Raw genomic sequence first — 22,564 nt, 5'->3', positions numbered from 1 at the left:
GGCAGGAAGGTGCAGCCCATGAGCACGGTATCCACGGCCTGGACGCCACTCCGCCTCAGGGAGCTGTCGTTGCCCAACCGGGTATGGCTCTCGCCGATGGGTCAATTCTCCGCCGACGAGTTCGGCGCCCCGACCGACTGGCACATCGCCCATTACGGGGCCAGGGCGGCGGGCGGCGTGGGCATGGTGATGGTCGAATGCACCGGCGTCGCCCCCGATATGCGCACCACGAAGCGCGATCTCGGACTCTGGACCGAGCGGCAGGTGAAAGGCCACCGGCGACTGGCCGCGGCCATCAAGTCCATCGGATCGGTGCCGGCGATCCAGCTCGGGGCCGCGGGCCGCAAGAGCTCCCACGGTGTGCCGTGGGACAACACCGGGACCCGCCATTACATAGGACCGCACGACGGCGGATGGCAGCCGCTCGCCCCCTCACCGATTCCTTTCGCCGGCCTGGCCGTCCCCACCGAGATGACCACGAAGGACGGAACCCGGGTACTGGAGGACATCGAGCGGGCCTCCCGCAACGCCCACCGCGCAGGCTACGAGGCCGTCGAACTGCACGGGGCGAACGGGTACCTGTTCCACGAGTTCCTCTCGCCCCTGGCCAACCACCGCACCGACGAATGGGGTGGTGACCTGGAGCGGCGGATGCGGTTCCCCCTCGAAATGGTGAAGGCCGTTCGCGCGGGATGGCCGGAGGACAAGCCGGTCATCGTCCGTATGCCTGCCACGGACCTGCTGGCGGGCGGCCTCACGACGGATGAGGCGATCCTCCTCGCAACCCGGATGCGCGAGGAAGGCGTCGACATGATCGACATCAGCTCCGGTGCGTTGTCTCCGGATGCCCTCCGCATCAACGAACCCCTGTACAACGCCCAGTACGGCCCGCAGTTTCGCAAGACGGGAATTCTCACCGCGACCTCCGGCCTGATCACCGAAGCCCGCCATCTCGACGAAGCGGTCCCGGAGCTCGTGGACGCCGTCCTCGTCGGCAGGGCGATGCTGCGCGACCCTTACTGGGCACTGCGCGCACTCGACGCGGAGCCGCGCCGTTCATGGCCCAGGCAATACCACCGCGCATTCTGAGGCGTGGCCCGCGCTGCCGGAGACCGGCGCATCGGCCAAGCGCCCACCTGCGAGCGCTGAGCGAGAGGGGTTGCCCGAAGACGGTTCTGCTGCTGCTCGCGACCAGGCTCGGCATGCCGTCGCGGTGAACACGTACACCACTTGTGTGTGGAAGCGCCGGGGCGGCTTGCATGCTGAGGCATTCGTACGCGTCAGTGGCCCTGAGGACGGCGAGTTCGGCGGTGACCCTGGCCAGGTGGCCGGGCCGCTAGCGCTCGGTGATCACGCTCGGTGGAGGATGATGCGATTGTATCGATATAGTTGCATCGATACTGGCCCGCTGAATCATCCATCCGCCGCTGACCTGCGACGAAGCCCAGGAAGTAGCCTGATCCGCATGTTGTCCGAAGTCATCGCGACCCGCTATGTCACGCCCTTGCGTGAGGGCGGGTCGCTTCCGGGGATCGTCGAGGCCGACGATCTCGGTACGTATGTCATGAAGTTCACCGGGGCGGGACAGGGGCGTAAGACTCTGGTAGCCGAGGTTATTTGCGGGGAGTTGGGGCGGCGGCTCGGGTTGCGGGTGCCGGAGTTGGTGCGGATGCAGCTCGATCCGGTGATCGGGCTGAGTGAGCCCGACCAGGAGGTGCAGGAGCTGCTGAAGGCCAGCGGGGGCCTGAACCTGGGGATGGACTATCTGCCGGGGTCGCTCGGGTTCGATCCGCTGGCCTTCGAGGTGTCGGCGCGTGAGGCGGGGCGGGTCGTGTGGTTCGACGCGCTGATCAACAACGTGGACCGCTCGTGGCGCAACCCGAACCTGCTGGTCTGGCACGGCCAGCTGTGGCTGATCGACCACGGTGCCACGATGATCTGGCACCACAACTGGCCCACCGCCGAGAAGTCCGCGGCCAAGCCGTACGACGCCTCCGACCACGTACTGGCGACCTTCGGGCCGGATCTGGCGGCTGCGGCGGCCGAGTTCGCGCCGCTGGTCACCGAGGAGCTGCTGACCGAGGTCGCCGCCGCCGTACCGGACGAGTGGCTGGTGGACGAGCCCGGCTTCGACTCGCCGGACGAGCTGCGCCGCGCCTACGTACGGGCGCTGCTGGGCCGTGCCGCGGTGATCGGTGACCGGATCACCGTCGGGGAACGTACGAAGGACGGGCCCTCCCGGGTACCGGGCTGGCTGGCGACCGAGTTGCCGCGGAGGGCAGTGAAGTGAGCGGCCTGCACAACGGACGTGACGTGTTCGAGTACGCCCTGCTCAAGGTCGTGCCACGGGTCGAACGCGGGGAGATGATCAACGCGGGTGTGGTCGTGTACTGCCGCGCCCGGCGCTTCGTCGAGGCGCGTACGTATCTGGACGAGGGCCGGCTGCGGGCGCTCGACGCGACGGCCGACGTCGAAGGGGTCAAGGCGGCGCTGCGTGCCGTCGAGGGGATCTGTGTGGGCGGCGAGCGTGCCGGGCAGGCTGCGGGCGACGATGCCGGGCGGCGCTTCCGGTGGCTGATCGCGCCGCGCAGCACCGTCGTCCAGCCCGGCCCGGTGCACACCGGGCTGACCGCCGACCCGACGATCGAGGCGGAACGGCTGCTCGACCTGCTGGTGAGGTGAGTGGAGCGGCCGTCGGTCCGTACGGGGGCGGCGGCCCCGAACGGTGGTCCGGTCGCCGCGGGCCGTCGGCGCGAACGGGGCGGCGGCCGTCCTGAAGTGCGGCGGAGTGCCGGGGAGGCGTTGACAGGGGGTGGCCGGGCTTCTAGCGTCAGCCCTGCTGAAGCTACTAAGCGGTTGCTCACCCGTGGTTGCGGTGCGGCGGACCGCTCATCGAGGTTTCGAGGGTGAGGAGAACCCTGCATGTCCACCACCGAGCAGCGCGTAGCCATCGTGACGGGCGCGGCCCGCGGCATCGGCGCGGCCACCGCGGTACGCCTGGCCGCCGAGGGCCGTGCCGTGGCCGTTCTCGACCTCGACGAGGCGGCCTGCAAGGACACCGTCGAGAAGATCACGTCGGCGGGCGGCCGGGCGCTGGCCGTCGGCTGTGACGTCTCGGACGCGGAGCAGGTGGAGGCGGCGGTCGCGCGGGTCGCGGCGGAGCTGGGCGCGCCGACCGTTCTCGTCAACAACGCGGGCGTCCTCCGGGACAACCTGCTGTTCAAGATGAGCGACAGCGACTGGGACACGGTCATGAACGTGCATCTGCGGGGCGCGTTCCTGATGTCGCGCGCCTGTCAGAAGCACATGGTGGACGCCAAGTTCGGCCGGATCGTCAACCTCTCCTCCAGCTCGGCGCTCGGCAACCGCGGGCAGGTCAACTACTCGGCCGCCAAGGCCGGCCTCCAGGGCTTCACCAAGACCCTCGCCATCGAACTCGGCAAGTTCGGCGTCACCGCCAACGCCGTCGCGCCCGGGTTCATCGTCACGGACATGACCGCCGCCACCGCCGAGCGCGTCGGCATGGGCTTCGAGGACTTCCAGGCCGCTGCCGCCACCCAGATCCCGGTGCAGCGCGTCGGCAAGCCCGAGGACATCGCCAACGCCATCGCCTTCTTCACGGGCGAGGCGGCCGGTTTTGTCTCCGGTCAGGTCCTGTACGTGGCCGGCGGCCCGCTCAACTGACGCCGGAGGTTACGGACATGACCGCACAGGACAAGCCGCTGCCCGCGTTCTCCGGCAAGGCGGCGCTGGTCACCGGCGCCAGCCGGGGCATCGGGTACGGCATCGCCAAGGCGCTGGTGGCCCGCGGCGACAAGGTCTGCATCACCGGCCGCAACGAGGACGCCCTCAAGGAGGCCGTCGAGACGCTGGGCGCCGACCGTGTCATCGGCGTCGCGGGCAAGGCCCACGACGAGGCCCACCAGGGTGTCGCCGTCGAGCGGGCCATGGAGGCGTTCGGCCGTGTCGACTACCTGGTCAACAACGCCGGTACGAACCCGGTCTTCGGCCCGGTCGCGGACCTCGACCTGAACGTCGCCCGCAAGGTGTTCGAGACCAACGTCGTCTCCGCGCTGGGCTTCGCGCAGCGCACCTGGCACGCGTGGCAGAAGGACAACGGCGGCGCGATCGTCAACATCGCCTCCATCGCGGGCGTCTCCGCCTCGCCCTTCATCGGCGCGTACGGCATGAGCAAGGCCGCGATGATCAACCTGACGCTCCAGCTCGCGCACGAGTTCGCGCCGGGGGTACGGGTCAACTCCATCGCTCCGGCGGTCGTCAAGACCAAGTTCGCGGCCGCGCTGTACGAGAACCGCGAGGAGGAGGCCGCCGCACGTTACCCGATGGGGCGCCTCGGTGTCCCGGAGGACATCGGAGGCGCCGCGGCGTTCCTGCTGTCCGACGCGGCCGGCTGGATCACGGGACAGACGCTCCAGGTGGACGGCGGGCTGTTCCTCAACGCGGGCGTCTGAGGACGGAACCGCGTACGCGGGCAGCGCGTGGTGGGTGGCGCGCGCCCCGCGTGGGCGTGGTGCGCGCCGCGTACGGGATCGCTCGACGGCTTGCGTTCGCGCGTACTCCAAGAGGCAGGGTCTGTGGTGCCGGTCCGGACAGGGCCGGCGCCACACCTGTCACGGGCCGGTACGGAACCCGTGACGCGACGCCGCGAAGGAGACCGCCATGCGGTACCGCACACTCGACGGCGGCCGGGGGCCCACGGTCAGCGCCGTGTGCCTGGGCGCCCTGCCGTTCGGCACCACCGTCGACGAGAAGACGTCGTACGCCATCCTCGACCGCTTCGCCGAGGCGGGCGGCACCTTCCTGGACACCGCCAACAACTACGCCTGCTGGGTGCCGGGCGCGACCGGCGACGAGAGCGAGCTGCTGATCGGGCGCTGGCTGCAAAGCCGGGGCGCCAGGGACCATACGGTACTGGCGACCAAGGTCGGCGCGCGTCCCGACCCGTCCCGCGGACCCGAGTGGCCCGCCAACCTGGAGGGCCTGGGGGAGAAGGCCGTACGCGCCGGGATCGACGGCAGTCTGCGCCGGCTCGGCACGGACCGGGTGGACCTGTACTACGCGCACGTCGAGGACCGGGGCGTACCGCTGGAGGAGACCGTCGGGGCGCTGGCGGGCCTGGTGCAGGACGGCTCGGTGGGCCTGCTCGGAGCCAGCAACCATGCCACGTGGCGGCTCGCCGAGGCCCGCCGCATCGCTGAGGCGCAGGGCCTGCCCGGTTACCGCGCCGTCCAGCAGCGGCACACCTACCTGCGGCCGAGGTACGGCGCCGACTCCGGGCTCCAGCGGGAGACCGACGAGGAACTGCTCGATTACGCCGAGGCGCACGAGGACCTGACGCTGCTCGGGTACTCGACGCTGATGCACGGCGCGTACGCGCGGCCGGAGCAGCCGCTGCCGGACCGGTACGACCACCCCGGGTCGGTGCCACGGCTGCGCGTCGTCCGGGAGGTCGCGGCGGAGGCCAGGGCCACCGTGAACCAGGTGGTGCTGACCTGGCTGATGGGAGGCCGGGTGCCGGTCGTCCCCGTCCTCGGTGTGAGTTCGGTGACACAGCTGGACGAGTGCCTGGCGGCGCTGGACCTGCAACTGGACGCGGTGCAGCGGGCGCGGCTCGACACGGTGTGAGCGGGTGCGGGGCGGGCGGTGGGCGGGCGTGCGGGCGTTGTCAGTGGTCGCCGGTAAGTTCGTTGTCGAGAACGGATCGCACACCGGAGGTTGTTCAGTGATGACCGACATGCTGCCCGAGTCCTGGCGCGGCGTCCTCGGAGAGGAGCTGGAGAAGCCCTACTTCAAGGAGCTCACCGAGTTCGTCGAGCAGGAGCGGGCCAAGGGGCCGGTCTACCCGCCCCGCGAGGAGGTCTTCGCGGCCCTCGACGCCACCCCGTACGACCAGGTGAAGGTGCTGATCCTGGGGCAGGACCCGTACCACGGCGAGGGCCAGGGGCACGGGCTGTGCTTCTCCGTGCGGCCCGGCGTCCGGACGCCGCCGTCGCTGCGCAACATCTACAAGGAGATGAAGGAGGAACTGGGTCACCCGGTCCCGGACAACGGCTACTTGATGCCCTGGGCCCGGCAGGGCGTGCTGCTGCTGAACGCGGTGCTGACGGTGCGGGCGGGCGAGGCCAACTCCCACAAGGGCAAGGGCTGGGAGAAGTTCACCGACGCGGTGATAAAGGCCGTGGCCTCCCGGCCGGACCCGGCGGTGTTCGTGCTCTGGGGCAACTACGCGAAGAAGAAGCTGCCGCTGATCGACACGGAGCGGCACGCGGTGGTGGAGGGCGCGCACCCGTCACCGCTGTCGGCGAAGAAGTTCTTCGGGTCGCGGCCCTTCACCCGGATAAACGAGGCGGTCGCCGCGCAGGGCCACACCCCGATCGACTGGCGCATTCCCGACCTGGGCTGATCCGGGAGGCCGCGGAGCGCCGCGCACGCCGCGCGGCACCGCCCGTCGCCGGTTAGCGTCGGGGGAAGGCAGGCCGTGCGGGGCGGCGGGCGAGCGCGGGAGTGTGCGGCGTGGACGAGCAGCGTGCGGAGGAGGCGGTCGGCGGCGGCATCCCGACCCGCATCGGGCAGGCGGTCATGCTGCACCGGGCCGGCGACCGGGAGGAGGCCCGCAACCGCCTGGCGCAGCTGTGGGCCGAGGTCGGGCCGGACGGCGATCCGTTCCACCGCTGCACGCTGGCCCACTACCTCGCCGATACGCAGGACGACCCGGCCGACGAACTGCGCTGGGACCTCCGGGCGCTCGAAACGGCGCAGCGGCACCTGCCGCGCCGTTCGGTACCGGCGGTGGCGGCGCTGCTGCCGTCGCTGCACCTGAGCCTCGCCGCCGACTACGCCGCCCTCGGCCGGCCGGCCGAGGCCCGCGCCCAGCTCGCCCGGGCCCACGAGACGGCGACCGTGCTGGGCGACGACGCATACGGCCGGGACGTACGACAGGCGATCGAGCGGCTGAGGGGACGGGTGGCCGACGGAGGCGGGGGAGACGCCGGGGCGGACCGTACGGGTGGGGTGAGGGAGGCGAGCGGGGGTGGGAAGGTAGGTGGGGGCGAGGAGGTGAGTGAGGCTAAGGAGGCGAACGGGGCGAGGGGGGTCGGCGGCGCGGGGGACGGCGATGGGCCGTGCGGCGCCGGTGCGGTGGGGGATGCTGTCGCCACGGGTAGTGCTGTCGGCACAGGCGATGTTGATGACACAGACGAGGCTGATGACACAGGCGGTACTGACGGTGGAGCGCGAGCCGACGGTTAGCGCGGGCCGACGGTGGTGGCCGGGCCGCCGGTCGAGGGAGGGCCATCGGTGGAGGGCGGGCTGATGGCCACGATGGCGCCGAGGGCAACGGGGATACGGACGATGCCAGTGATGCGTACGGTGCTGGTGTGACGGGGGACGCTGTCGATGGAGGCCGGGGCGTCGGTGGAGGGCGGGCCGAGGGCAACGGCTGTATCGAGGGCGACCGCGGTATCTAGGGCAGTGGCAGTGCTGATGGCGGCGTTGTCGGTGTCGGCAGTGGCAGTGCTGAGGGCAACGGCGTTGTCGGTGTCGGCAGTGGCAGTGCTGAGGGCAACGGCGGTGTCGGTGTCGGCAAGGGTGCCGAGGGCAACGGTGATGGCGGTAGCGGCAGCTGTGTCGATGGTGTGGGGGGTCAGTCTCCGTAGACGTGGCGGCAGAGGGCTTCGGTGTGGTCGTCGCCCTGCCAGCGTCCGTATTCCCGGGCCAGTGCGCACAGGCCGGGGGCCGGGGCGGCCGGGCGGCGGTCCTTGGTGCGCTGCCAGGGCGGTCCGAACCGGCGGGACCCGGACCCGGTCCCCGCTCCGGGCTTCGGCTTGCCCCGGGATTCCGGGCCCGCCCCCGGTTTCTTCGCCCGGTTCTTCCCGGCCGGTTCCGGTCGCGGCTGCTCCGCACGCCGACCGCCGGGGGAGGTGGACCCGGCCGGTGCGGAACGCCGCGCACCCGGCCCGGACGGCAGCGTCCTAGGCTCCTCGCGGCGCGGGGACTGGGTGATCTCCGGGCCGTTGGGCTCGACGGACGGGGCGGGCAGCGCGGGGCGCGGCAGAAGGCTCTCGGGGGCCGGGCGATGGGCGACGGTGACACATCCGGTGGCGACCGCGGCCGTCGTCACCGCGAGAGCCGCCGCTGCGGAAATACGGAACACTGGCCAACTCTGCCGATCACCGCGCCGTTTGTGAATGCCCCGTAGGAGTGAACGATCAGATCGGCGTTGACCCGGATCGGTCGTGGCCGAGCAGACCGGCGAGCAACTCCCCGAAACCGGTGCGGAGTTCCGTGAGGGTCGGCGTCGTCGCGTGGAACTGTCCGGCGATGCAGGAGAAGAGGATGCCGTCACACCAGGCGATGACGTTCAGGGCGTGCCGTTCGGGGGTGGCGGACCCGGCTGCCGCCAGCATCGCCACCAGCGGTTCGCGGAACCGCTGCCCGGCCCGGTCGTAGTACGCGCGCAGCTCGGGGCGCCGGGTGGCCTCCAGGGCCAGTTCGTACCGGGCGACGACCAGGTCCCGGTGGCGGGTCAGTGAACGGTGCAGGGCGAGGGCCAGGGTCTCGGCGAGCGCTGCCGGTCCGCCGTCCGCCGCGTCCGGCAACTCGTGGGGCGTGAGGACGGCCGCCTCCCGTTCGGCCAGCCGCCGTACCGCCGTTTCCAGCAGGGCCGCGCGGGTGCGCGCGAGGTTCGAGGTGGAGCCCTGCGGCAGTCCGGCGGCCTCGTCGACGGCCCGGTGGGTGAGTCCGCGCAGTCCGCGCTCGGCGAGCAGGGACAGGGCGGCGTCGGCGACGCGTTCGTGGCGGGGCGCGGAATGGCTGGTCATGGCAGGTGAGCCTACCGCCCCGACTACTGCTGTAGTGGACGTGTAGTAGCGTGGAACTACAGGCGTAGTCAGGGTGGTGGGCGGCTGGTCCGGTGTGCCGCCGTACCCCTGGACCGCCCGGTGCCACGGGAGGGCTCATGCAGCAGCGCACAGCGATCGTCATCGGCGGCGGAATCGGTGGACTCACCGCCGCCGTCGCCCTGCACCGGCAGGGGTGGGAGGTCACCGTCCTGGAACGGGCCGCCTCGCTCGAACCGGTCGGGGCCGGTATCGCCCTGGCCCCCAACGCCCAGCGCGCGCTGGACACGATCGGCGTGGGGGACGCCGTACGGGCCATGGCCGGCCGGCAGACCGAGGGCGAGGTCCGCACCCGCGCGGCCGTCGGCTGGCCCGTACGGACAACGCCGCGGCCGTACGGCGCTTCGGCGGACCCGTCGTGATCGCCCACCGTGCGGAGCTGGTCGCCCTGCTCGCCGGGCGGCTGCCCGAGGGGGCCGTACGGACCGGCGCGCCCGCCGAGGTGGCCGACCCGGGCGACCCCATGCGGCCGGACCGCCCGGCCCGGGTACGCCTGCTGCCACCCGCCGACTTCGCGCCCGCCGAAGCCCCACCCGCCGAAGCCCCACCCGCCGAAACCCCATCCGTCGGATTTCCACCCGCCGAAACCCCATCCGTCGGATTTCCACCCGCCGAAACCCCATCCGTCGGATTTCCACCCGCCGAAACCCCATCCGCCGGATCCGCGCCCGCCGAGTCCGCCTCCGCGGGCTCCGCGGGAACCGCGCATACCGCATCCGCCGCCACCGAGCCCACCCCCACCCCCCGCCACCTCACCGCCGACCTCGTCGTGGCCGCCGACGGCATCCACTCCGCCACCCGCCGCGTGCTCTTTTCCGGTCACCCCGAGCCCCGTTACGCCGGGTTCACCAGCTGGCGCCTCGTCGTCCCGGCGCTCCGCCGCCCGTTCGCGGCGCACGAGACGTGGGGGCGCGGCGGAGTGTGGGGGAGTGTGCCGCTGCACGACGGCCGGGTGTACGCCTACGCCACCGCGGTCGTACCGCCCGGGGGCCGCGCGCCCGACGACGAACGGTGCGAGCTGCTGCGCCGGTTCGGCGACTGGCACCATCCCGTGCCCGAGATCCTGGCCGCCGCCGACCCGGCTGCCATCCTGCGCCACGACGTCCGCACGCAGGCCCGGCCGCTGCCCGCCTGCCGCCGTGGCCGGGTCGCCCTGCTCGGTGACGCCGTGCACCCGATGACGCCCAACCTGGGCCAGGGCGGCTGCCAGGCGATCGAGGACGCGATCGTGCTGGCGCATCGCGTCGCGTCGGACCGGGACGGCCTGGCGGCGGCGCTCGACGCGTACTCGCGGGAGCGGCTGCCGCGGACGACGGACGTCGTGCGCCGGTCGGAGCGCGTCGGCCGCCTCAGCACCTGGCGGTCCGTGCCCGCCGTCCTGCTGCGCGGGGCCGCCGTCGCCTGCACCGCGCGGTTCGCGCCGGACCTCGCGCTGCGCCCGCTCGACGGCATCGCCGACTGGCGGCCCCCGGGCGGCGCGTATGCTTCCGGGGCGCCCGGCGCACCACCGGCGCACTCGGCGCGCTGACCGGCGCGTCACAGGGCCGACGGCACGCGCCGGAGCCGGCGGCCCCATCGGCACGGTCGGCGCACCGGGCCGGCCGGGCAGATCGTCCGGTGCGGCGCCACAACCCAGGGAGTTACTCGTGAAGGTCGGCTGCATCGGACTCGGCGACATCGCACAGAAGGCGTACCTGCCGGTGCTCGGCGCGCAGCCCGGTGTCGAGCTGCACCTCCAGACCCGTACGCCGGCCACCCTGGAGCGGGTCGCCGGCGTGTACCGCCTGCCCGCCGACCGGTGCCACACCGACCTCGACGGGCTGCTCGCCGCCGGGCTGGACGCGGCGTTCGTGCACGCGCCCACCACCGCGCATCCGGAGATCGTCACCCGTCTCGTCGAGGCCGGGGTGCCGGTCTACGTGGACAAGCCGATCGCGTACGAACTGGCGGACACCGAGCGCGTCGTACGGCTCGCCGAGGAGCGCGGCGTCAGCCTGGCGGTCGGATTCAACCGCCGGTACGCGCCGGGGTACGCGCAGTGCCTGGAGCACCCCCGCGACCTGATCCTGATGCAGAAGAACCGGATCGGCCTGCCGGAGGACCCCCGGACGCTGGTCCTGGACGACTTCATCCACGTGGTCGACACGCTGCGGTTCCTGGCGCCCGGCACCGTCGAGCACGTCGACGTACGGGCGAAGATCCGGGACGGACTGATGCACCATGTGGTGCTGCACCTGTCCGGCGACGGTTTCAGCGCCATCGGCAGCATGAACCGGCTCAGCGGTTCCGCGGAAGAGATCCTCGACGTGTCCGGTCAGGACACCAAGCGCCAGGTCGTCAACCTCGCCGAGGTCATCGACCACAAGGGGCAGCCGAGCGTGCGGCGGCGCGGCGACTGGGTGCCGGTGGCCCGGCAGCGCGGCATCGAGCAGATCGTGCTGGCCTTCCTGGACGACGTGCGGGCGGGCCGCCACGTCTCGGCCGAGGACGCGCTGCGTACGCATGAGCTGTGCGAGCGGGTGGTCGACGAGGCGCTGGCGCAGGTGGGGTGAGGTCGCGTACCTGAGGGGGCGCAGGTGGCGTCACGCGCCTGAGGACGCACAGGACTTCCGCCGGTTCCGTCCCGGCCCGTGCGTCCCCCGCCGGGACCGCAGCGCCCGCGCCCCCGCCACCACCACGTACGCCCCGAGCGCCAGCATCGCCCCGTACAGGGCCCAGTCGCCCAGGCGCACGTATGGGCTCATGCCCTCGGCCAGCGGCACGTCGTACACGGCCGCGGCCCCCCGCTCGGTGCCGAGCCGGCCGCCCACCGGCTCGCCCCGCGGCCCGTACACCGCGCTGACCCCGGTCAGCGTGGCGTGTGCCATCGGCCGCCAGGTCTCGGCGGCCCGCAGCGCGGCCAGCGAGGCGTGCTGTGCGGGCGCCCAGCTGTCCTGGAAGGTCGAGGTGGAGGACTGCGCGACCAGCAGCTGTGCGCCGTCGCGTACCAGTTGGCGGCTCATGTCGGGGAACGCCGACTCGAAGCAGACCAGCGGCCCCACGCGGAGTCCGCCCGCCGAGCCGACCGGCATCAGCACCTGCCGGGTGCCGCGCATCCGGTTCTGGTCGGCGGCCTTGCCGACGTGCGTCGCCCAGCCCAGTACGGAGCGCAGCGGGATGTACTCGCCGAACGGGACCAGGCGCATCTTGTCGTAGCGGTCGCCGGTCGCGCCGTGCGCGCCGACCAGGACGGAGCTCTTGTAGATGCCGGGCTGTCCGGCGTGCCGACCGTCGACGTTCACCAGGAGAGCGGCGCCCACGTCCCGGGAGAGCGCGGCGAGCCGGGCCGCCATGGCCGGGTTTTGGGTCAGGTCGCGGTTGACGCTGCTCTCGCCCCAGACCACGAGCTGGACGCCGCGCCCGGCCAGCGAACGGGTCAGCGTCTCACCGCGCGCTATCCGCGCGTCGGCGCCCGCGACCTCGCCCGGCTGGACGACGCCGATCCGTACCGAGCCCGCCGCTCGCGGCACCGGCGCCCACAGCCACGCCGCGCCGCCGCCGACCGCGCACACGAGGAGGCCCGCCACGGCCGGGACACGGGCCCGCGGCACCGCCACGAGCACGGCGAGCGCGGTGTTCACCGCCACGATGAGCAGGCTCAGCAGCCACACTCCGCCGATCGAGGCGAGCCGCAGGGCGGGCGGTACCTGCCACTGGCTGGCGCCCAGCAGGCCCCAGGGCCCGCCCAAGTACTCCCAGGACCTGACCAGTTCGACCATCAGCCACCCGGACGGCACGAGGACGAGGGACGCCGCGCACCGGGCCGCGCGCGGCGTGCCGTGCAGCAGCGCCCGTACGAGCAGGCCCCAGGGCGCCCACAACAGGCCGAGCAGCGCGGCCAGCACGAGGATGAACACGTGCAGGCTCGGCAGCAGCCAGTGGTGCACCGCCAGCATGAAGCCGGCGCCGCCCAGCCAGCCGTCCAGCACCGCCCTGCGGTTCGTACGGGCCGAGCGCGCCAGCAGGATCCACGGGACGAGGGCGACGTAGGCCAGCCACCACAGGGCGGGCGCCGGGAACGCGAGCGCGGGCAGCGCGCCGGCCGCGACCGCGGTGGCGCCGCGCGTCCAGGGCGACGCGAGCCACCCCTCCCACCGGCCGGCCGGCACCCGCATGCCGCCTCCTCCCTCGGGCTTCTCCTGGGGATCGCTGCATCCAGTGTGCGCGCGTCGGCCGATCATGGTCAGCTGGTGCCCCCTCAGGCTTGTGCCGGAACCAGCTGGCGCCACTTTTCGTGGACGACGACCTCGGTCAGCCGCCATCCGTCGGCGGCGCGGCGGGCGGCGAAGACGTAGCGGCCGGCGCACGTGTGGTTGGGGGCGGCCGAGGCGCCCGCGGCCTGCCCGGGCGGCGCGTCGTGCGGGCCCGCGAGGTGCATCGGATTGAGGTAGTCGGCCTGCACGGTGGCCGTGTCGCCGGGCGCGCCGCCGTCGCGCAGCTCGATGCCGATGCGCCGGTTGACGATCAGGTGCTGGCGTACGGGGAACCGCCGCAGCATCTCGGCCAGCCAGTCCGCGACGGCGTCGATGTCGCCCGCGATGCCGCCCGCCGAGCGGTAGTCGGCGCGCCCCTCGGGGGCGAACAGGGCCCGGTAGGCGGCCCAGTCGCCGTCGTCCACGGCGATCGCGTAGCCGGTGACCAGATCGTCGATGGCGAGGCGGTCCATGACAGTGGTGTGCTCCACGCGCTGGGTCATCGCCTCAGTGTTCGGCATGCCGGGACCCGCGCCAAGGGCCGGGGCGTGTCGGCGGTACGGGCGGGCCGGGCCGAACGGGGGAGGCGGTCGGGGGCCTCGCGACACCCGAAGGCCCCCCACCGGGCGGTGGGGACCTTCGGGCGCGGGGCGGCGGCGCGGGGCCGTGGCGGGCGGGTCAGCGTACGGAGGTCGGCTCCGCCGCCTCGTGTAGGGCCCGGTCTCGGGAGGTCTCCGCGTCTGCGAACTGCGTGCGGTACAGCTCTTCGTACCGCCCGCCCGCCGCGAGCAGCGCGTCGTGCGTGCCACGCTCCACGATCCGGCCGTCCTCGACCACCAGGATCAGGTCGGCGGCCCGTACGGTGGTCAGCCGGTGGGCGATGACCACGGACGTACGGCCCTCCAGGGCCTCGGCCAGGGCCTCCTGCACCGCCGCCTCGGAGGTGTTGTCCAGGTGGGCGGTGGCCTCGTCCAAGATCACCACGCGCGGCCGGGCCAGCAGGAGGCGGGCGATGGTCAGCCGCTGCCGTTCGCCGCCGGAGAGCCGGTAGCCGCGCTCGCCGACCACCGTGTCCAGGCCGTCCGGCAGCGCGGCGATCAGGCCGTCCAGCCGGGCGCGGCGCAGCGCGTCCCACAGTTCGTCCTCGCCCGCATCAGGCCGGGCCAGCCGCAGGTTCTCGCGGATGGTGTCGTGGAAGAGGTGACCGTCCTGGGTCACCATGCCGAGGGTGTCGCGGATCGAGTCGGCCGTCAGGTCGCGTACGTCCACGCCGCCGATCCGTACCGCGCCGGTGTCCGCGTCGTACAGCCGCGGCAGCAGCTGCGCGATCGTCGACTTGCCGGCGCCCGAGGAGCCGACCAGGGCGACCATCTGGCCCGGTTCGGCCCGGAAGGAGACGTCGTGCAGCACCTCGGCGCCGCCTCGGGTGTCCAGGGTCGCCACCTCTTCGAGGGAGGCCAGGGAGACCTTGTCGGCGGACGGGTAGCCGAAGCGCACGGAGTCGAACTCCACCGAGACCGGGCCGTCCGGCACCGCGCGGGCGTCCGGCTTCTGCTCGATCAGCGGCTTGAGGTCCAGCACCTCGAAGACCCGCTCGAAGCTGACCAGCGCGCTCATCACCTCGGTGTGCGCCCCCGACAGCGCTGTCAGCGGTGCGTACAGCCGGGTCAGCAGCAGGGCCAGCGAGACGATGGAGCCCGCTTCGAGGTGGCCACGCAGCGCCAGGAAGCCGCCGAGGCCGTAGACGACGGCCAGTGCGAGGGCGGAGACGAGGGTGAGCGCGGTGACGAAGTACGTCTGGACCATGGCGGTGCGGACCCCGATGTCTCGCACCCGCCGGGCCCGCGCGGCGAACTCCGCCGACTCGTGGGCCGGGCGGCCGAACAGCTTGATGAGGGTGGCGCCCGGGGCGGAGAACCGTTCGGTCATCTGCGTGCCCATCGCGGCGTTGTGGTCGGCCGCCTCCCGCCGCAGCCCGGCCAGCTGCCGGCCGACCCGGCGCGCGGGCAGCACGAACACCGGCAGCAGCACCAGCGCGGCCAGCGTGATCTGCCAGGACAGGCTCATCATCACCGCGAGCGTCAGCAGCAGCGTCACGATGTTGCCGACCACACTGGACAGCGTGTCGCTGAACGCCCGCTGGGCGCCGATCACATCGTTGTTCAGCCGGCTGACCAAGGCGCCCGTACGGGTACGGGTGAAGAAGGCGACCGGCATCCGCTGCACGTGGTCGTAGACGGTGGTCCGCAGGTCGAGGATCAGCCCCTCGCCGAGGCTCGCGGACAGCCAGCGGGTCAGCAGGCCCAGGCCCGCCTCCGCCACCGCGATGACGGCGATCAGCCCGGAGAGCCCGAGGACGGTGTCGGCCGCCGCGCCGCCCACGATGCTGTTCACCACCCGGCCGGCGAGCAGCGGGGTGACCACCGCGAGCACCGCGGTCACCGTGCTCAGCACCAGGAACCAGGCCAGCGGGCGGCGGTGCGGCCGTGCGAAGGCGGCGATGCGCCGCAGCGTCGTACGGGAGAACGGGCGCCGGTCCTGCTGCGCGTTCATGGTGCTGTGCAGCGAGTGCCAGGCGGTGACTTCCATGTCCATCGCGGTCCTCCGGGGCAGCGTGGTCGGCACGGGAAACGTTCGCGGGCCGTGGTGCCCGGCGACATGCCAGAAGCTATGACCTCAACCAATGTTGAGGTCAACTGATTCCCGTGCCGGCGCGCCGGGCGGGCCGGGAGGGGCCGGGACGCCGGGGACAGTGCGGCTGGTTGGGGCGGGCGGTGTGGCCGGGCGGGGCGGTGTGGCCGGGTGGCGTGGTGCCCCGACGGCATGGTGCCCGATGGCGCGGCGGCCGGCAGCGCGCCCGGTGGTGTGCGCGCCCGGCGTACGGACCGGCGTACAGACCGATCTTCGGACCGGCGTACGAATCGGCGTACGCCGGGCGTGAGCACTCGTCAGGCGTCCGCGGCCCGGCGCCAGGCCGCGGCGCGCAGCAGTCGCAGCCCGTTGAGTCCGACCAGGACGGTCGAGCCCTCGTGCCCGAGCACGCCCAGCGGCAGCGGCAGGTGCCCGGCCAGGTCCCAGGTGACCAGCGCGCCGATGCACACGGAGGCGATGACCAGGTTCTGCACCACCAGCCGGCGGGCCCGGCGCGAGAGGGCGACGACGGTGGGCACTGCCCCGGTCTCGTCGCGCACCACCACCGCGTCGGCCGTCTCCAGCGCCAGGTCGGAGCCCACCCGGCCCATGGCGACGCCGCTGTGCGCGGCTGCCAGCGCGGGCGCGTCGTTCACACCGTCGCCCACCACCAGCACCTTTTCCCCGCCGTCCTGCCAGGCGCGTACCGCGGTCACCTTGTCCTGCGGCAGCAGGCCTGCCCGCACGTCCGTGATGGCGCACTCCTCGGCGGTACGGGCGGCGGCGCGCGCGTTGTCACCGGTCAGCAGGGTCACTCCGGTGCCGGTCAGGCGGTGCAGGCGGGACACGGCCGCGGGAGCGCCGGGGCGCAGCCGGTCGGTCACGGCCAGTACGGCGACGGGCCGGGCGTCCGCCAGCACGGCCACCGCCGTGTGACCGGCGGCGGCCACCTCCTCCGCGCCCGCGCGCGCCTCGCGCCACAGTTCTTCCGCGAGCCCGTCGGTGCTTCCCGGCGCCTCCGCGCTCAGGAGCGCCACCGGGCTGCCGACCTGTACGACGCTCCCCTCCACCACGGCGCGTACGCCCCGGCCCGGCACAGACGTGAATCCGTCCGCGCCGGACACCCGCAGACCACGCTCCCGCGCGGCGGCGACCACGGCGCGGGCGAGGGGATGCTCGCTGGGCAGCTCCGCCGCGGCGGCGAGCGCGAGCGCCTGCCGCTCGTCCGCGCCGCCCAGCGCGCGCACTCCGGCGACCCGCGGCGCGCCCTCGGTGAGGGTGCCCGTCTTGTCCATCGCGACCCGCGTCACGGCCCCCAGCCGTTCCATCGCCACGGCCGACTTGACCAGGACGCCGTGCCGCCCGGCGGTGGCGATCGCGGACAGCAGCGGCGGCATGGTGGCCAGGACGACCGCGCACGGCGACGCCACGATCATGAAGGTCATCGCCCGCAGCAGGGACGTGGTGAAGTCCGCGCCGAAGACCGGCGGCAGGATGACGAGCGCCAGGGTCACCAGCACCACCGCGGTGGAGTACCGCTGCTCCACCTTCTCGATGAGGACCTGGGTGCGCGCCTTGGTCCGGCCCGCCTCCTCGACCATCGCCACGATCCGGGCGATCGCCGACTCGGAGGCGTCCTTGCCGACCCGTACCCGCAGCGCGCCGGTGCCGTTCAGTGTCCCGGCGAACACCTCGTCGCCCGCGGCCTTGTCCACCGGCAGCGGCTCACCGGTGATGGTTGCCTGGTCCACTTCGCTCGCGCCGGCCAGCACCGTGCCGTCGGCGGGCAGCCGCTCCCCGGGGCGGACGAACACGGTCTCGCCCACCCGCAGCGCGGCGGCCTCGACGGTCTCCTCCCGGCCGTCCGTCGTCAGCCGTACGGCGGTGGACGGCGCGAGGTCGAGCAGGCCGCGCACGGAGTCCTCGGTGCGCCGGGTGGCCAGGGCTTCCAGCGCGCCGGAGACCGCGAAGATCACGATCAGCAGGCCGCCGTCCAGGTACTGCCCGATCGCCGCCGCGCCGACCGCCGCCACGACCATCAGCAGATCGACGTCCAGGGTCCGTTCGCGCAGCGCCTGGAGGCCCGCGAGGCCGGGCTCCCAGCCGCCCGCCGCGTAACACACCGCGTACAGCGGCCCCCATGTCCAGGCCGGGGCGCCCATCAGGTCGAGGGGGAAGGCCAGGAGGAAGGTGAGCGCGGCGAGGGCGGCCCAGCGCACCTCGGGCAGGGCGAGGAGCCGGCCGCGGCGCGGGCGGGGCGGGGGAGGCGGGGAGACCGGACCGGGGGCGGGGACGGGGGCGTCGGCCGGGGCGGCCGGTGGCAGGTGGGTACGGCCGTGACTGGACGTGGACGTCATCGGTACCTCGGGGCGGGGAGGGGGCGGGACCCGCACACCATAACCGAACACATGAAGACGTCTTCAAGTATTGCCGAAGATACGATGAGGCGCATGGGACACGGAGTCGACGGCAGGACCACACCGGCAGCGCATCTGGACGCGGACGCCGCCGCGACCATCGCCGCCACCCTCCAGGCGCTGGCCACGCCGTCGCGGCTGATGATCCTCACCCGGCTGCGGCAGGGGCCCTGCCCGGTGGGCGAGCTGGCCGACGCGGTCGGCATGGAGCAGTCCGCGGTCTCCCACCAGCTGCGGCTGCTGCGGGCGCTCGGCCTGGTCACCGGATCCCGCCGGGGCCGCCGGATCGTCTACAGCCTCTACGACAACCACGTCGCCCAGCTCCTCGACGAGGCCGTCTACCACATCGAGCACCTGCGGCTCGGCGCGCGCGACCTGCCGGACGCGGCGGAGGCCGAGGAGGCGGACGGCTCCGGAACCGGGGCCGGGGAGGGGCGCGTCAGCCGCTGACCCGCCCCCTCGCCACCGATCTGCCCGGCGTGCGCTCCCGCGCTCAGCCGGTTCCGTGCGCCGCCAGCCGCTCCCGTACGTCCTCCGGCGACAGATACACATCCGTGCGCTCGAAGTCGCGCAGCGTCGCGGGCTTCTCGGCCTGGAAGCCGGTCCGTACGAAGTCGTCCCCGGCGGTGGCGTTGATCAGCCAGTTCGCGACGGTACGGAACCTGGCGACGCCGGTGCGCAGCGCCAGCAGGTGGTAGCCGCGCGCCGCCACCTGGGCGGGCAGCCCGGTCAGCTCGTACCCCAGCGGCTTGGACACCGCGTCGATGCCGCCGAGGTCCACGACCAGACCGAGGTCCTTGTGCCGGTACGGCGTCAGCGGCGCCCCGCGCAGCCCGGCGATGATGTTGCGGGCGGCCTGCTTGCCCTGCCGCTGGGCGTGCTGCGCGGTGGGCGGGCAGACCGCGCCCGCGCCCTTCGTCAGGTCCGGTACGGCCGCGGCGTCACCGCAGGCCAGCACGTCCGGCATGCCCGGTACGGTCAGATCGGCATCGACGACGAGCCGGCCCCGTACGGTCTCCGCCCCGAGGGTGCCGATGAGCGGACTGGCCGCCACGCCCGCGGTCCAGATCAGCGTCCGGCACGGCAGCACCCGCCCGTCCGTGAACTCCACGGTGTCCTCGGTGACCTCGGCGACCGAGACGCCGAGCGACACCTCCGTGCCGCGCCGCCGCATCAGCTCCAGCGCCTTCTGCCCGAGCCGCTCGCCCAGTTCGGGCATCAGCTTCGGCGCGATGTCGATGAGGTGCCACTTGATCTGTGTCGGGTCCAGGCGCGGGTAGCGCCGGACGGCCGCGTTGGTCAGCCGCTGGAGGTACGCGACGGTCTCCGTGCCCGCGTACCCGCCGCCCACGACGACGAACTGGAGCCGCGCCGCCCGCTCGTCCGGGTCCGTGGAGGCGGCGGCGATGTCGAGCTGGGCGATGACGTGGTCCCGGATGTACGCCGCCTCGGCCAGCGTCTTCATGCCCCGGGCGTGCTCCGTCAGCCCGGGGATGTCGAACGTACGGGTGATGCTGCCCGGCGTCAGCACCAGGCGGTCGTAGCGGACGTCGGTGATCTCACCCGTGATCAGCCGTACGACGCAGACCTTCGCCGCGGTGTCGATGCCGATGACCCCGCCGGGCACCAGGCGCGTCCGGCGCAGGATGCGGCGCAGGGAGGGGGCGATCGACTGCGGGGTGACCACGCCGGCGGCGACGTGCGGCAGCAGCGGCAGGTACAGCTCGTAGTTGTTGGGCGTGACCAGCACGATCTCGGCCGTCTCGGCGGACAGGCCGTGCTCCAGGCCCCGCGCGCACTCCACTCCGGCGAAGCCGCCGCCCACGATCAGGACTCTGGGTCGTTCCATGACGCGTCCTCGCCTCTGTCGGCAGCTGTGTCGGCTCCCGGCCACGCTGGCACGCGGCGGCGCGGCCCGCCACCGCGCCCGCCGGGTGCTTCCTGCGACCGGGTGAAACCGGGGCGGGGCCGGTCGGCCGGGCAGGAACCTCCGAGGGGCCGGCGCGGCCGCCGCCCGCGGAGCGCCGCCTAGGCGTGCCGTCCCGGCCCGTCGGTGGCGCGGTGGGTGGGGCGGGGGCGGCCGGTGCGGGCGAAGTGGGGGAGGGAGATGCCGCCGCGGTGCGGGGCCGAGCCGGTGCCGGGCCGTACGAACAGGGTGACGGTGACGCCTTCGGTGAAACCGTTGCGGCGCATCAGCGCGGCCGACGCCGTGTTGGTCACCTCCACGTCGGTGACCACGGACGAGGCGCCCGCCCCGGTCAGCACGGCGCAGCAGTCCTGGACCAGCCGGCCGGCCACCCCGCGCCCCTGGAAGTCCGGGTCCACCGCGATCCACTCCAGGTAACCCCAGTCCTCGCGCTGTTCGAAGGTCATCGAGCCGAGCACGAACCCGGCGAGCCGGTCACCGGCCATGGCCACCCGGCAGGCGGGTACGGATGCGTCGAGGTGGGTGGCGACGGCGGTCAGCGACCAGGCGGTGTACGGCATCGCGTCGGTGTCGTACACCCGGTCGCCCAGCTCCAGCACGGCCGGAAGGTGCGCGGGCCGCAGCGGGTGCAGGGTGATCCCGGAATCGTGCTCGGCCGGTGTCGGCATGGCCGGGGCTCCTTTCGGAGGAGGGGCGGCTGTTGGGAGGGGGCGGGCTGCGAGGGGGCGAAGGGTCGGCGGGGTGCCGGGGCCGCATGCCGAGCGGCACATGCGGGGTGACGCTAAGGCGGGGTGGGATGAGTGCGGGGCGGTACGCATGCAGGGTGGTACGAATCCACCCTAAGTGGGGCGATATCGGGTTGCGGAACGGCCCCTTGTAGTTTGCGGGGGTGAGTACCGCCGTTGCCGAGATCCTCTCCCTCCTGCTGCTGGTCTGCGTCCTCGTCTTCGCCGTACGGAGGCCGGGAGGCGCCCCCGAGGCGGTGGTGGCCGTACCGGCGGCGGGCCTGCTCGTGCTGGCCGGCGCGGTGTCGCCGGCCGCCGCCTGGCGTCAGGTGCACACCCTGCTGCCGGTCGTCGGCTTCCTGGCCGCCGTCCTGGTGCTGGCCCACCTGTGCGCACGGGAAGGGCTCTTCGAGGCGGCCGGCGCGGCCCTGGCACGGCGCTGCGCGGGGCGGCCCCGGCTCCTGCTGGCCGGCGTCTTCGTGCTCGCCGCGGCGGTCACCGCCGTGCTCAGTCTGGACGCGACGGTGGTGCTGCTGACGCCAGTGATCATGGCCACCGCCGCGCACGCCGGTGCCCGCGCCCGGCCGCACCTGTACGCCTGCGCCCACCTGGCGAACTCCGCCTCGCTGCTGTTGCCCGTCTCCAACCTCACCAACCTGCTGGCGCTCGGCGCGGCGGGGCTGTCCTTCACGCGGTTCGCGGCCCTGATGGCGCTGCCGTGGGTGGTGGCGGTGCTCTTCGAGTACCTGGTGTTCCGGCGGTTCTTCGGGGCGGAACTGGCGGCGGACGCCGGAGGCGGTGACGGGGGAGGAGCCGCGGGGGAGCCGCGCGGGGCCGCAAGCGGGGGAGGAGCCGCGCAGGAGCCGCGCGTGGACGGCCGCGCGGCGTCGCCGAACCCGGTCCCGGACCCGGCTCCGGCCCCCGCCCCGCCGCTGCCCGTCTTCGCGCTCGTGGTCCTCTCGCTCACCCTCGCGGGATTCGTGGTGACCTCGTTCGCCGGGCTGAATCCCGCCTGGGCGGCGCTGGCCGGCATACTGGTCCTCGGGATACGCGCGCTCGCGCGCCGGGAGACCACCGTGACCGGCATCGTGGGAGCGGCCAAACCGTACTTCTGCCTCTTCGTGCTGGCCCTGGGCATCGTGGTGGAGGCGGTCGTGGACAACGGCCTCGGCCACGCCGTCGACCGGCTGCTGCCCGCGGGCGCCTCGCTGCCCGCGCTGCTCGGCGTGGCCGCGTTCGCCGCGCTCCTCGCCAACGTCATCAACAATCTGCCCGCGGTCCTGGCGCTGCTGCCGGTCGCGGCGCACGGCGGCGCCGGTCCCGTGCTCGCGGTGCTGATCGGCGTGAACCTCGGCCCGAACCTGACCTACGTCGGCTCGCTGGCCACGCTCCTGTGGCGGCGCATCCTCCAGGGCCGCGGCAACGCGCCGGACCTGGGCACCTTCACCCGGCTCGGCCTGCTGACCGTCCCGGCGGGGCTGGTTCTGTCGACGCTGGCGCTGTGGGGGGCGTTGCAGCTCATCGGTGTGTAGGGCCGGACGACGCCGGACCAGTAGTGTCCGGAAATCGCCCGGCCGTTCGGCCGACACTCAGGAGTGGAGGCCGCGCGAAACCGGTCCTTCATGCCCCGGCCGCCGCCGCGCCGCGGCCCTTTCCGCCCGATGACCGGTTCAGCGGGCACATGCCGGGTGCCGGGTCCGCCGTCACATGCGCG

At 73.4% G+C, this 22,564-nt stretch carries 21 protein-coding genes; 13 read left to right on the top strand and 8 right to left on the bottom strand.

Going from position 1 to position 22,564, the window contains the following annotated elements; all coding sequences use genetic code 11:
- Positions 1 to 18: 18 nt before the first annotated feature.
- The 8 genes from ACH4FX_RS34895 to ACH4FX_RS34860 all read left to right on the top strand — a co-directional run bounded on the left by ACH4FX_RS34895 (position 19) and on the right by ACH4FX_RS34860 (position 7,269).
- The gene (locus tag ACH4FX_RS34895; RefSeq protein ID WP_398485499.1) at positions 19 to 1,089 is read left to right on the top strand and encodes an NADH:flavin oxidoreductase/NADH oxidase; all 1,071 of its coding nucleotides are present in this window, start codon (positions 19 to 21) and stop codon (positions 1,087 to 1,089) included.
- Between the two features lie 376 nt (positions 1,090 to 1,465).
- Positions 1,466 to 2,290: a HipA family kinase gene (locus ACH4FX_RS34890; protein WP_398485471.1), complete on the top strand. Its 825-nt coding sequence runs from the start codon at positions 1,466 to 1,468 to the stop codon at positions 2,288 to 2,290.
- Positions 2,287 to 2,682, top strand: coding sequence for a DUF3037 domain-containing protein (locus ACH4FX_RS34885; protein ID WP_398485470.1), 396 nt, complete (start codon positions 2,287 to 2,289; stop codon positions 2,680 to 2,682). Before ACH4FX_RS34890 ends, ACH4FX_RS34885 begins: the two co-directional genes overlap by 4 nt.
- 240 nt (positions 2,683 to 2,922) lie before the next feature.
- Complete coding sequence (fabG, locus tag ACH4FX_RS34880) at positions 2,923 to 3,684, top strand: 3-oxoacyl-ACP reductase FabG (RefSeq protein ID WP_398485469.1); 762 nt, start codon at positions 2,923 to 2,925, stop codon at positions 3,682 to 3,684.
- A gap of 17 nt (positions 3,685 to 3,701) precedes the next feature.
- Complete coding sequence (locus ACH4FX_RS34875; RefSeq protein WP_398485468.1) at positions 3,702 to 4,472, top strand: SDR family oxidoreductase; 771 nt, start codon at positions 3,702 to 3,704, stop codon at positions 4,470 to 4,472.
- A 208-nt stretch (positions 4,473 to 4,680) separates the two neighbouring features.
- A complete protein-coding gene (locus ACH4FX_RS34870) occupies positions 4,681 to 5,646 on the top strand; it encodes an aldo/keto reductase (protein ID WP_398485467.1) in 966 nt (321 codons plus the stop codon).
- A 100-nt stretch (positions 5,647 to 5,746) separates the two neighbouring features.
- Positions 5,747 to 6,424 carry a uracil-DNA glycosylase gene (locus tag ACH4FX_RS34865; RefSeq protein WP_398485466.1) on the top strand — a complete coding sequence of 226 codons (678 nt, stop codon included), beginning with the start codon at positions 5,747 to 5,749 and terminating at the stop codon, positions 6,422 to 6,424.
- 110 nt (positions 6,425 to 6,534) lie between these two features.
- Positions 6,535 to 7,269, top strand: coding sequence for a hypothetical protein (locus ACH4FX_RS34860; protein WP_398485465.1), 735 nt, complete (start codon positions 6,535 to 6,537; stop codon positions 7,267 to 7,269).
- Positions 7,270 to 7,663: 394 nt separating this feature from the next.
- Here the strand turns inward: ACH4FX_RS34860 and ACH4FX_RS34855 are convergent, their stop codons facing one another.
- Together ACH4FX_RS34855 and ACH4FX_RS34850 are read right to left on the bottom strand one after the other, a co-directional pair.
- On the bottom strand, positions 7,664 to 8,173 hold the full coding sequence (locus tag ACH4FX_RS34855; protein ID WP_398485464.1) for a hypothetical protein: 510 nt from the start codon (positions 8,171 to 8,173) through the stop codon (positions 7,664 to 7,666).
- 55 nt (positions 8,174 to 8,228) lie between these two features.
- A complete protein-coding gene (locus tag ACH4FX_RS34850) occupies positions 8,229 to 8,840 on the bottom strand; it encodes a TetR/AcrR family transcriptional regulator (RefSeq protein ID WP_398485463.1) in 612 nt (203 codons plus the stop codon).
- 137 nt (positions 8,841 to 8,977) lie between these two features.
- On the opposite strand from ACH4FX_RS34850, the gene ACH4FX_RS34845 reads away from it, so the two are divergent.
- The 3 genes from ACH4FX_RS34845 (at position 8,978) to ACH4FX_RS34835 (ending at position 11,470) form a co-directional block, all read left to right on the top strand.
- Positions 8,978 to 9,280, top strand: a complete 303-nt coding sequence (locus ACH4FX_RS34845; RefSeq protein WP_398485462.1) for an FAD-dependent oxidoreductase — start codon at positions 8,978 to 8,980, stop codon at positions 9,278 to 9,280.
- Positions 9,277 to 10,446, top strand: coding sequence for an FAD-dependent monooxygenase (locus ACH4FX_RS34840; protein ID WP_398485461.1), 1,170 nt, complete (start codon positions 9,277 to 9,279; stop codon positions 10,444 to 10,446). The genes ACH4FX_RS34845 and ACH4FX_RS34840 overlap by 4 nt, the downstream gene beginning before the upstream one ends.
- 118 nt (positions 10,447 to 10,564) lie before the next feature.
- Complete coding sequence (locus tag ACH4FX_RS34835; protein WP_398485460.1) at positions 10,565 to 11,470, top strand: Gfo/Idh/MocA family protein; 906 nt, start codon at positions 10,565 to 10,567, stop codon at positions 11,468 to 11,470.
- Between the two features lie 30 nt (positions 11,471 to 11,500).
- Here ACH4FX_RS34835 and lnt read toward each other — a convergent pair whose 3' ends face one another.
- From lnt to ACH4FX_RS34815, 4 genes are all read right to left on the bottom strand, one after another.
- Positions 11,501 to 13,072 (bottom strand): apolipoprotein N-acyltransferase, encoded by a 1,572-nt coding sequence (lnt, locus tag ACH4FX_RS34830; RefSeq protein WP_398485459.1) that lies wholly within the window; start codon positions 13,070 to 13,072, stop codon positions 11,501 to 11,503.
- Between the two features lie 83 nt (positions 13,073 to 13,155).
- Positions 13,156 to 13,653: a nuclear transport factor 2 family protein gene (locus ACH4FX_RS34825; RefSeq protein WP_398485458.1), complete on the bottom strand. Its 498-nt coding sequence runs from the start codon at positions 13,651 to 13,653 to the stop codon at positions 13,156 to 13,158.
- Positions 13,654 to 13,828: 175 nt separating this feature from the next.
- Positions 13,829 to 15,745 (bottom strand): ABC transporter ATP-binding protein, encoded by a 1,917-nt coding sequence (locus ACH4FX_RS34820; protein WP_398485457.1) that lies wholly within the window; start codon positions 15,743 to 15,745, stop codon positions 13,829 to 13,831.
- 353 nt (positions 15,746 to 16,098) lie between these two features.
- Positions 16,099 to 18,138 (bottom strand): heavy metal translocating P-type ATPase, encoded by a 2,040-nt coding sequence (locus ACH4FX_RS34815; protein ID WP_398485456.1) that lies wholly within the window; start codon positions 18,136 to 18,138, stop codon positions 16,099 to 16,101.
- A gap of 93 nt (positions 18,139 to 18,231) precedes the next feature.
- On the opposite strand from ACH4FX_RS34815, the gene ACH4FX_RS34810 reads away from it, so the two are divergent.
- Positions 18,232 to 18,648 (top strand): ArsR/SmtB family transcription factor, encoded by a 417-nt coding sequence (locus ACH4FX_RS34810; protein WP_398485455.1) that lies wholly within the window; start codon positions 18,232 to 18,234, stop codon positions 18,646 to 18,648.
- A gap of 43 nt (positions 18,649 to 18,691) precedes the next feature.
- Here the strand turns inward: ACH4FX_RS34810 and ACH4FX_RS34805 are convergent, their stop codons facing one another.
- Positions 18,692 to 20,047 carry an NAD(P)/FAD-dependent oxidoreductase gene (locus ACH4FX_RS34805; RefSeq protein ID WP_398485454.1) on the bottom strand — a complete coding sequence of 452 codons (1,356 nt, stop codon included), beginning with the start codon at positions 20,045 to 20,047 and terminating at the stop codon, positions 18,692 to 18,694.
- A gap of 179 nt (positions 20,048 to 20,226) precedes the next feature.
- Positions 20,227 to 20,793, bottom strand: coding sequence for a GNAT family N-acetyltransferase (locus ACH4FX_RS34800; RefSeq protein WP_398485453.1), 567 nt, complete (start codon positions 20,791 to 20,793; stop codon positions 20,227 to 20,229).
- Positions 20,794 to 21,014: 221 nt separating this feature from the next.
- Here ACH4FX_RS34800 and ACH4FX_RS34795 point away from each other — a divergent pair, with 221 nt between their 5' ends.
- Entirely contained in the window at positions 21,015 to 22,382 is a 1,368-nt protein-coding gene (locus ACH4FX_RS34795) for an SLC13 family permease (RefSeq protein WP_398485452.1), read from the top strand.
- Positions 22,383 to 22,564 lie beyond the last annotated feature (182 nt).

The sequence above is a fragment of the Streptomyces sp. NPDC018019 genome (assembly GCF_044327805.1).
Lineage (GTDB): Bacteria > Actinomycetota > Actinomycetes > Streptomycetales > Streptomycetaceae > Streptomyces.
Note: the sequence above shows the minus strand (reverse complement) of the source record. Positions and strands in the feature narration are given on the sequence as shown.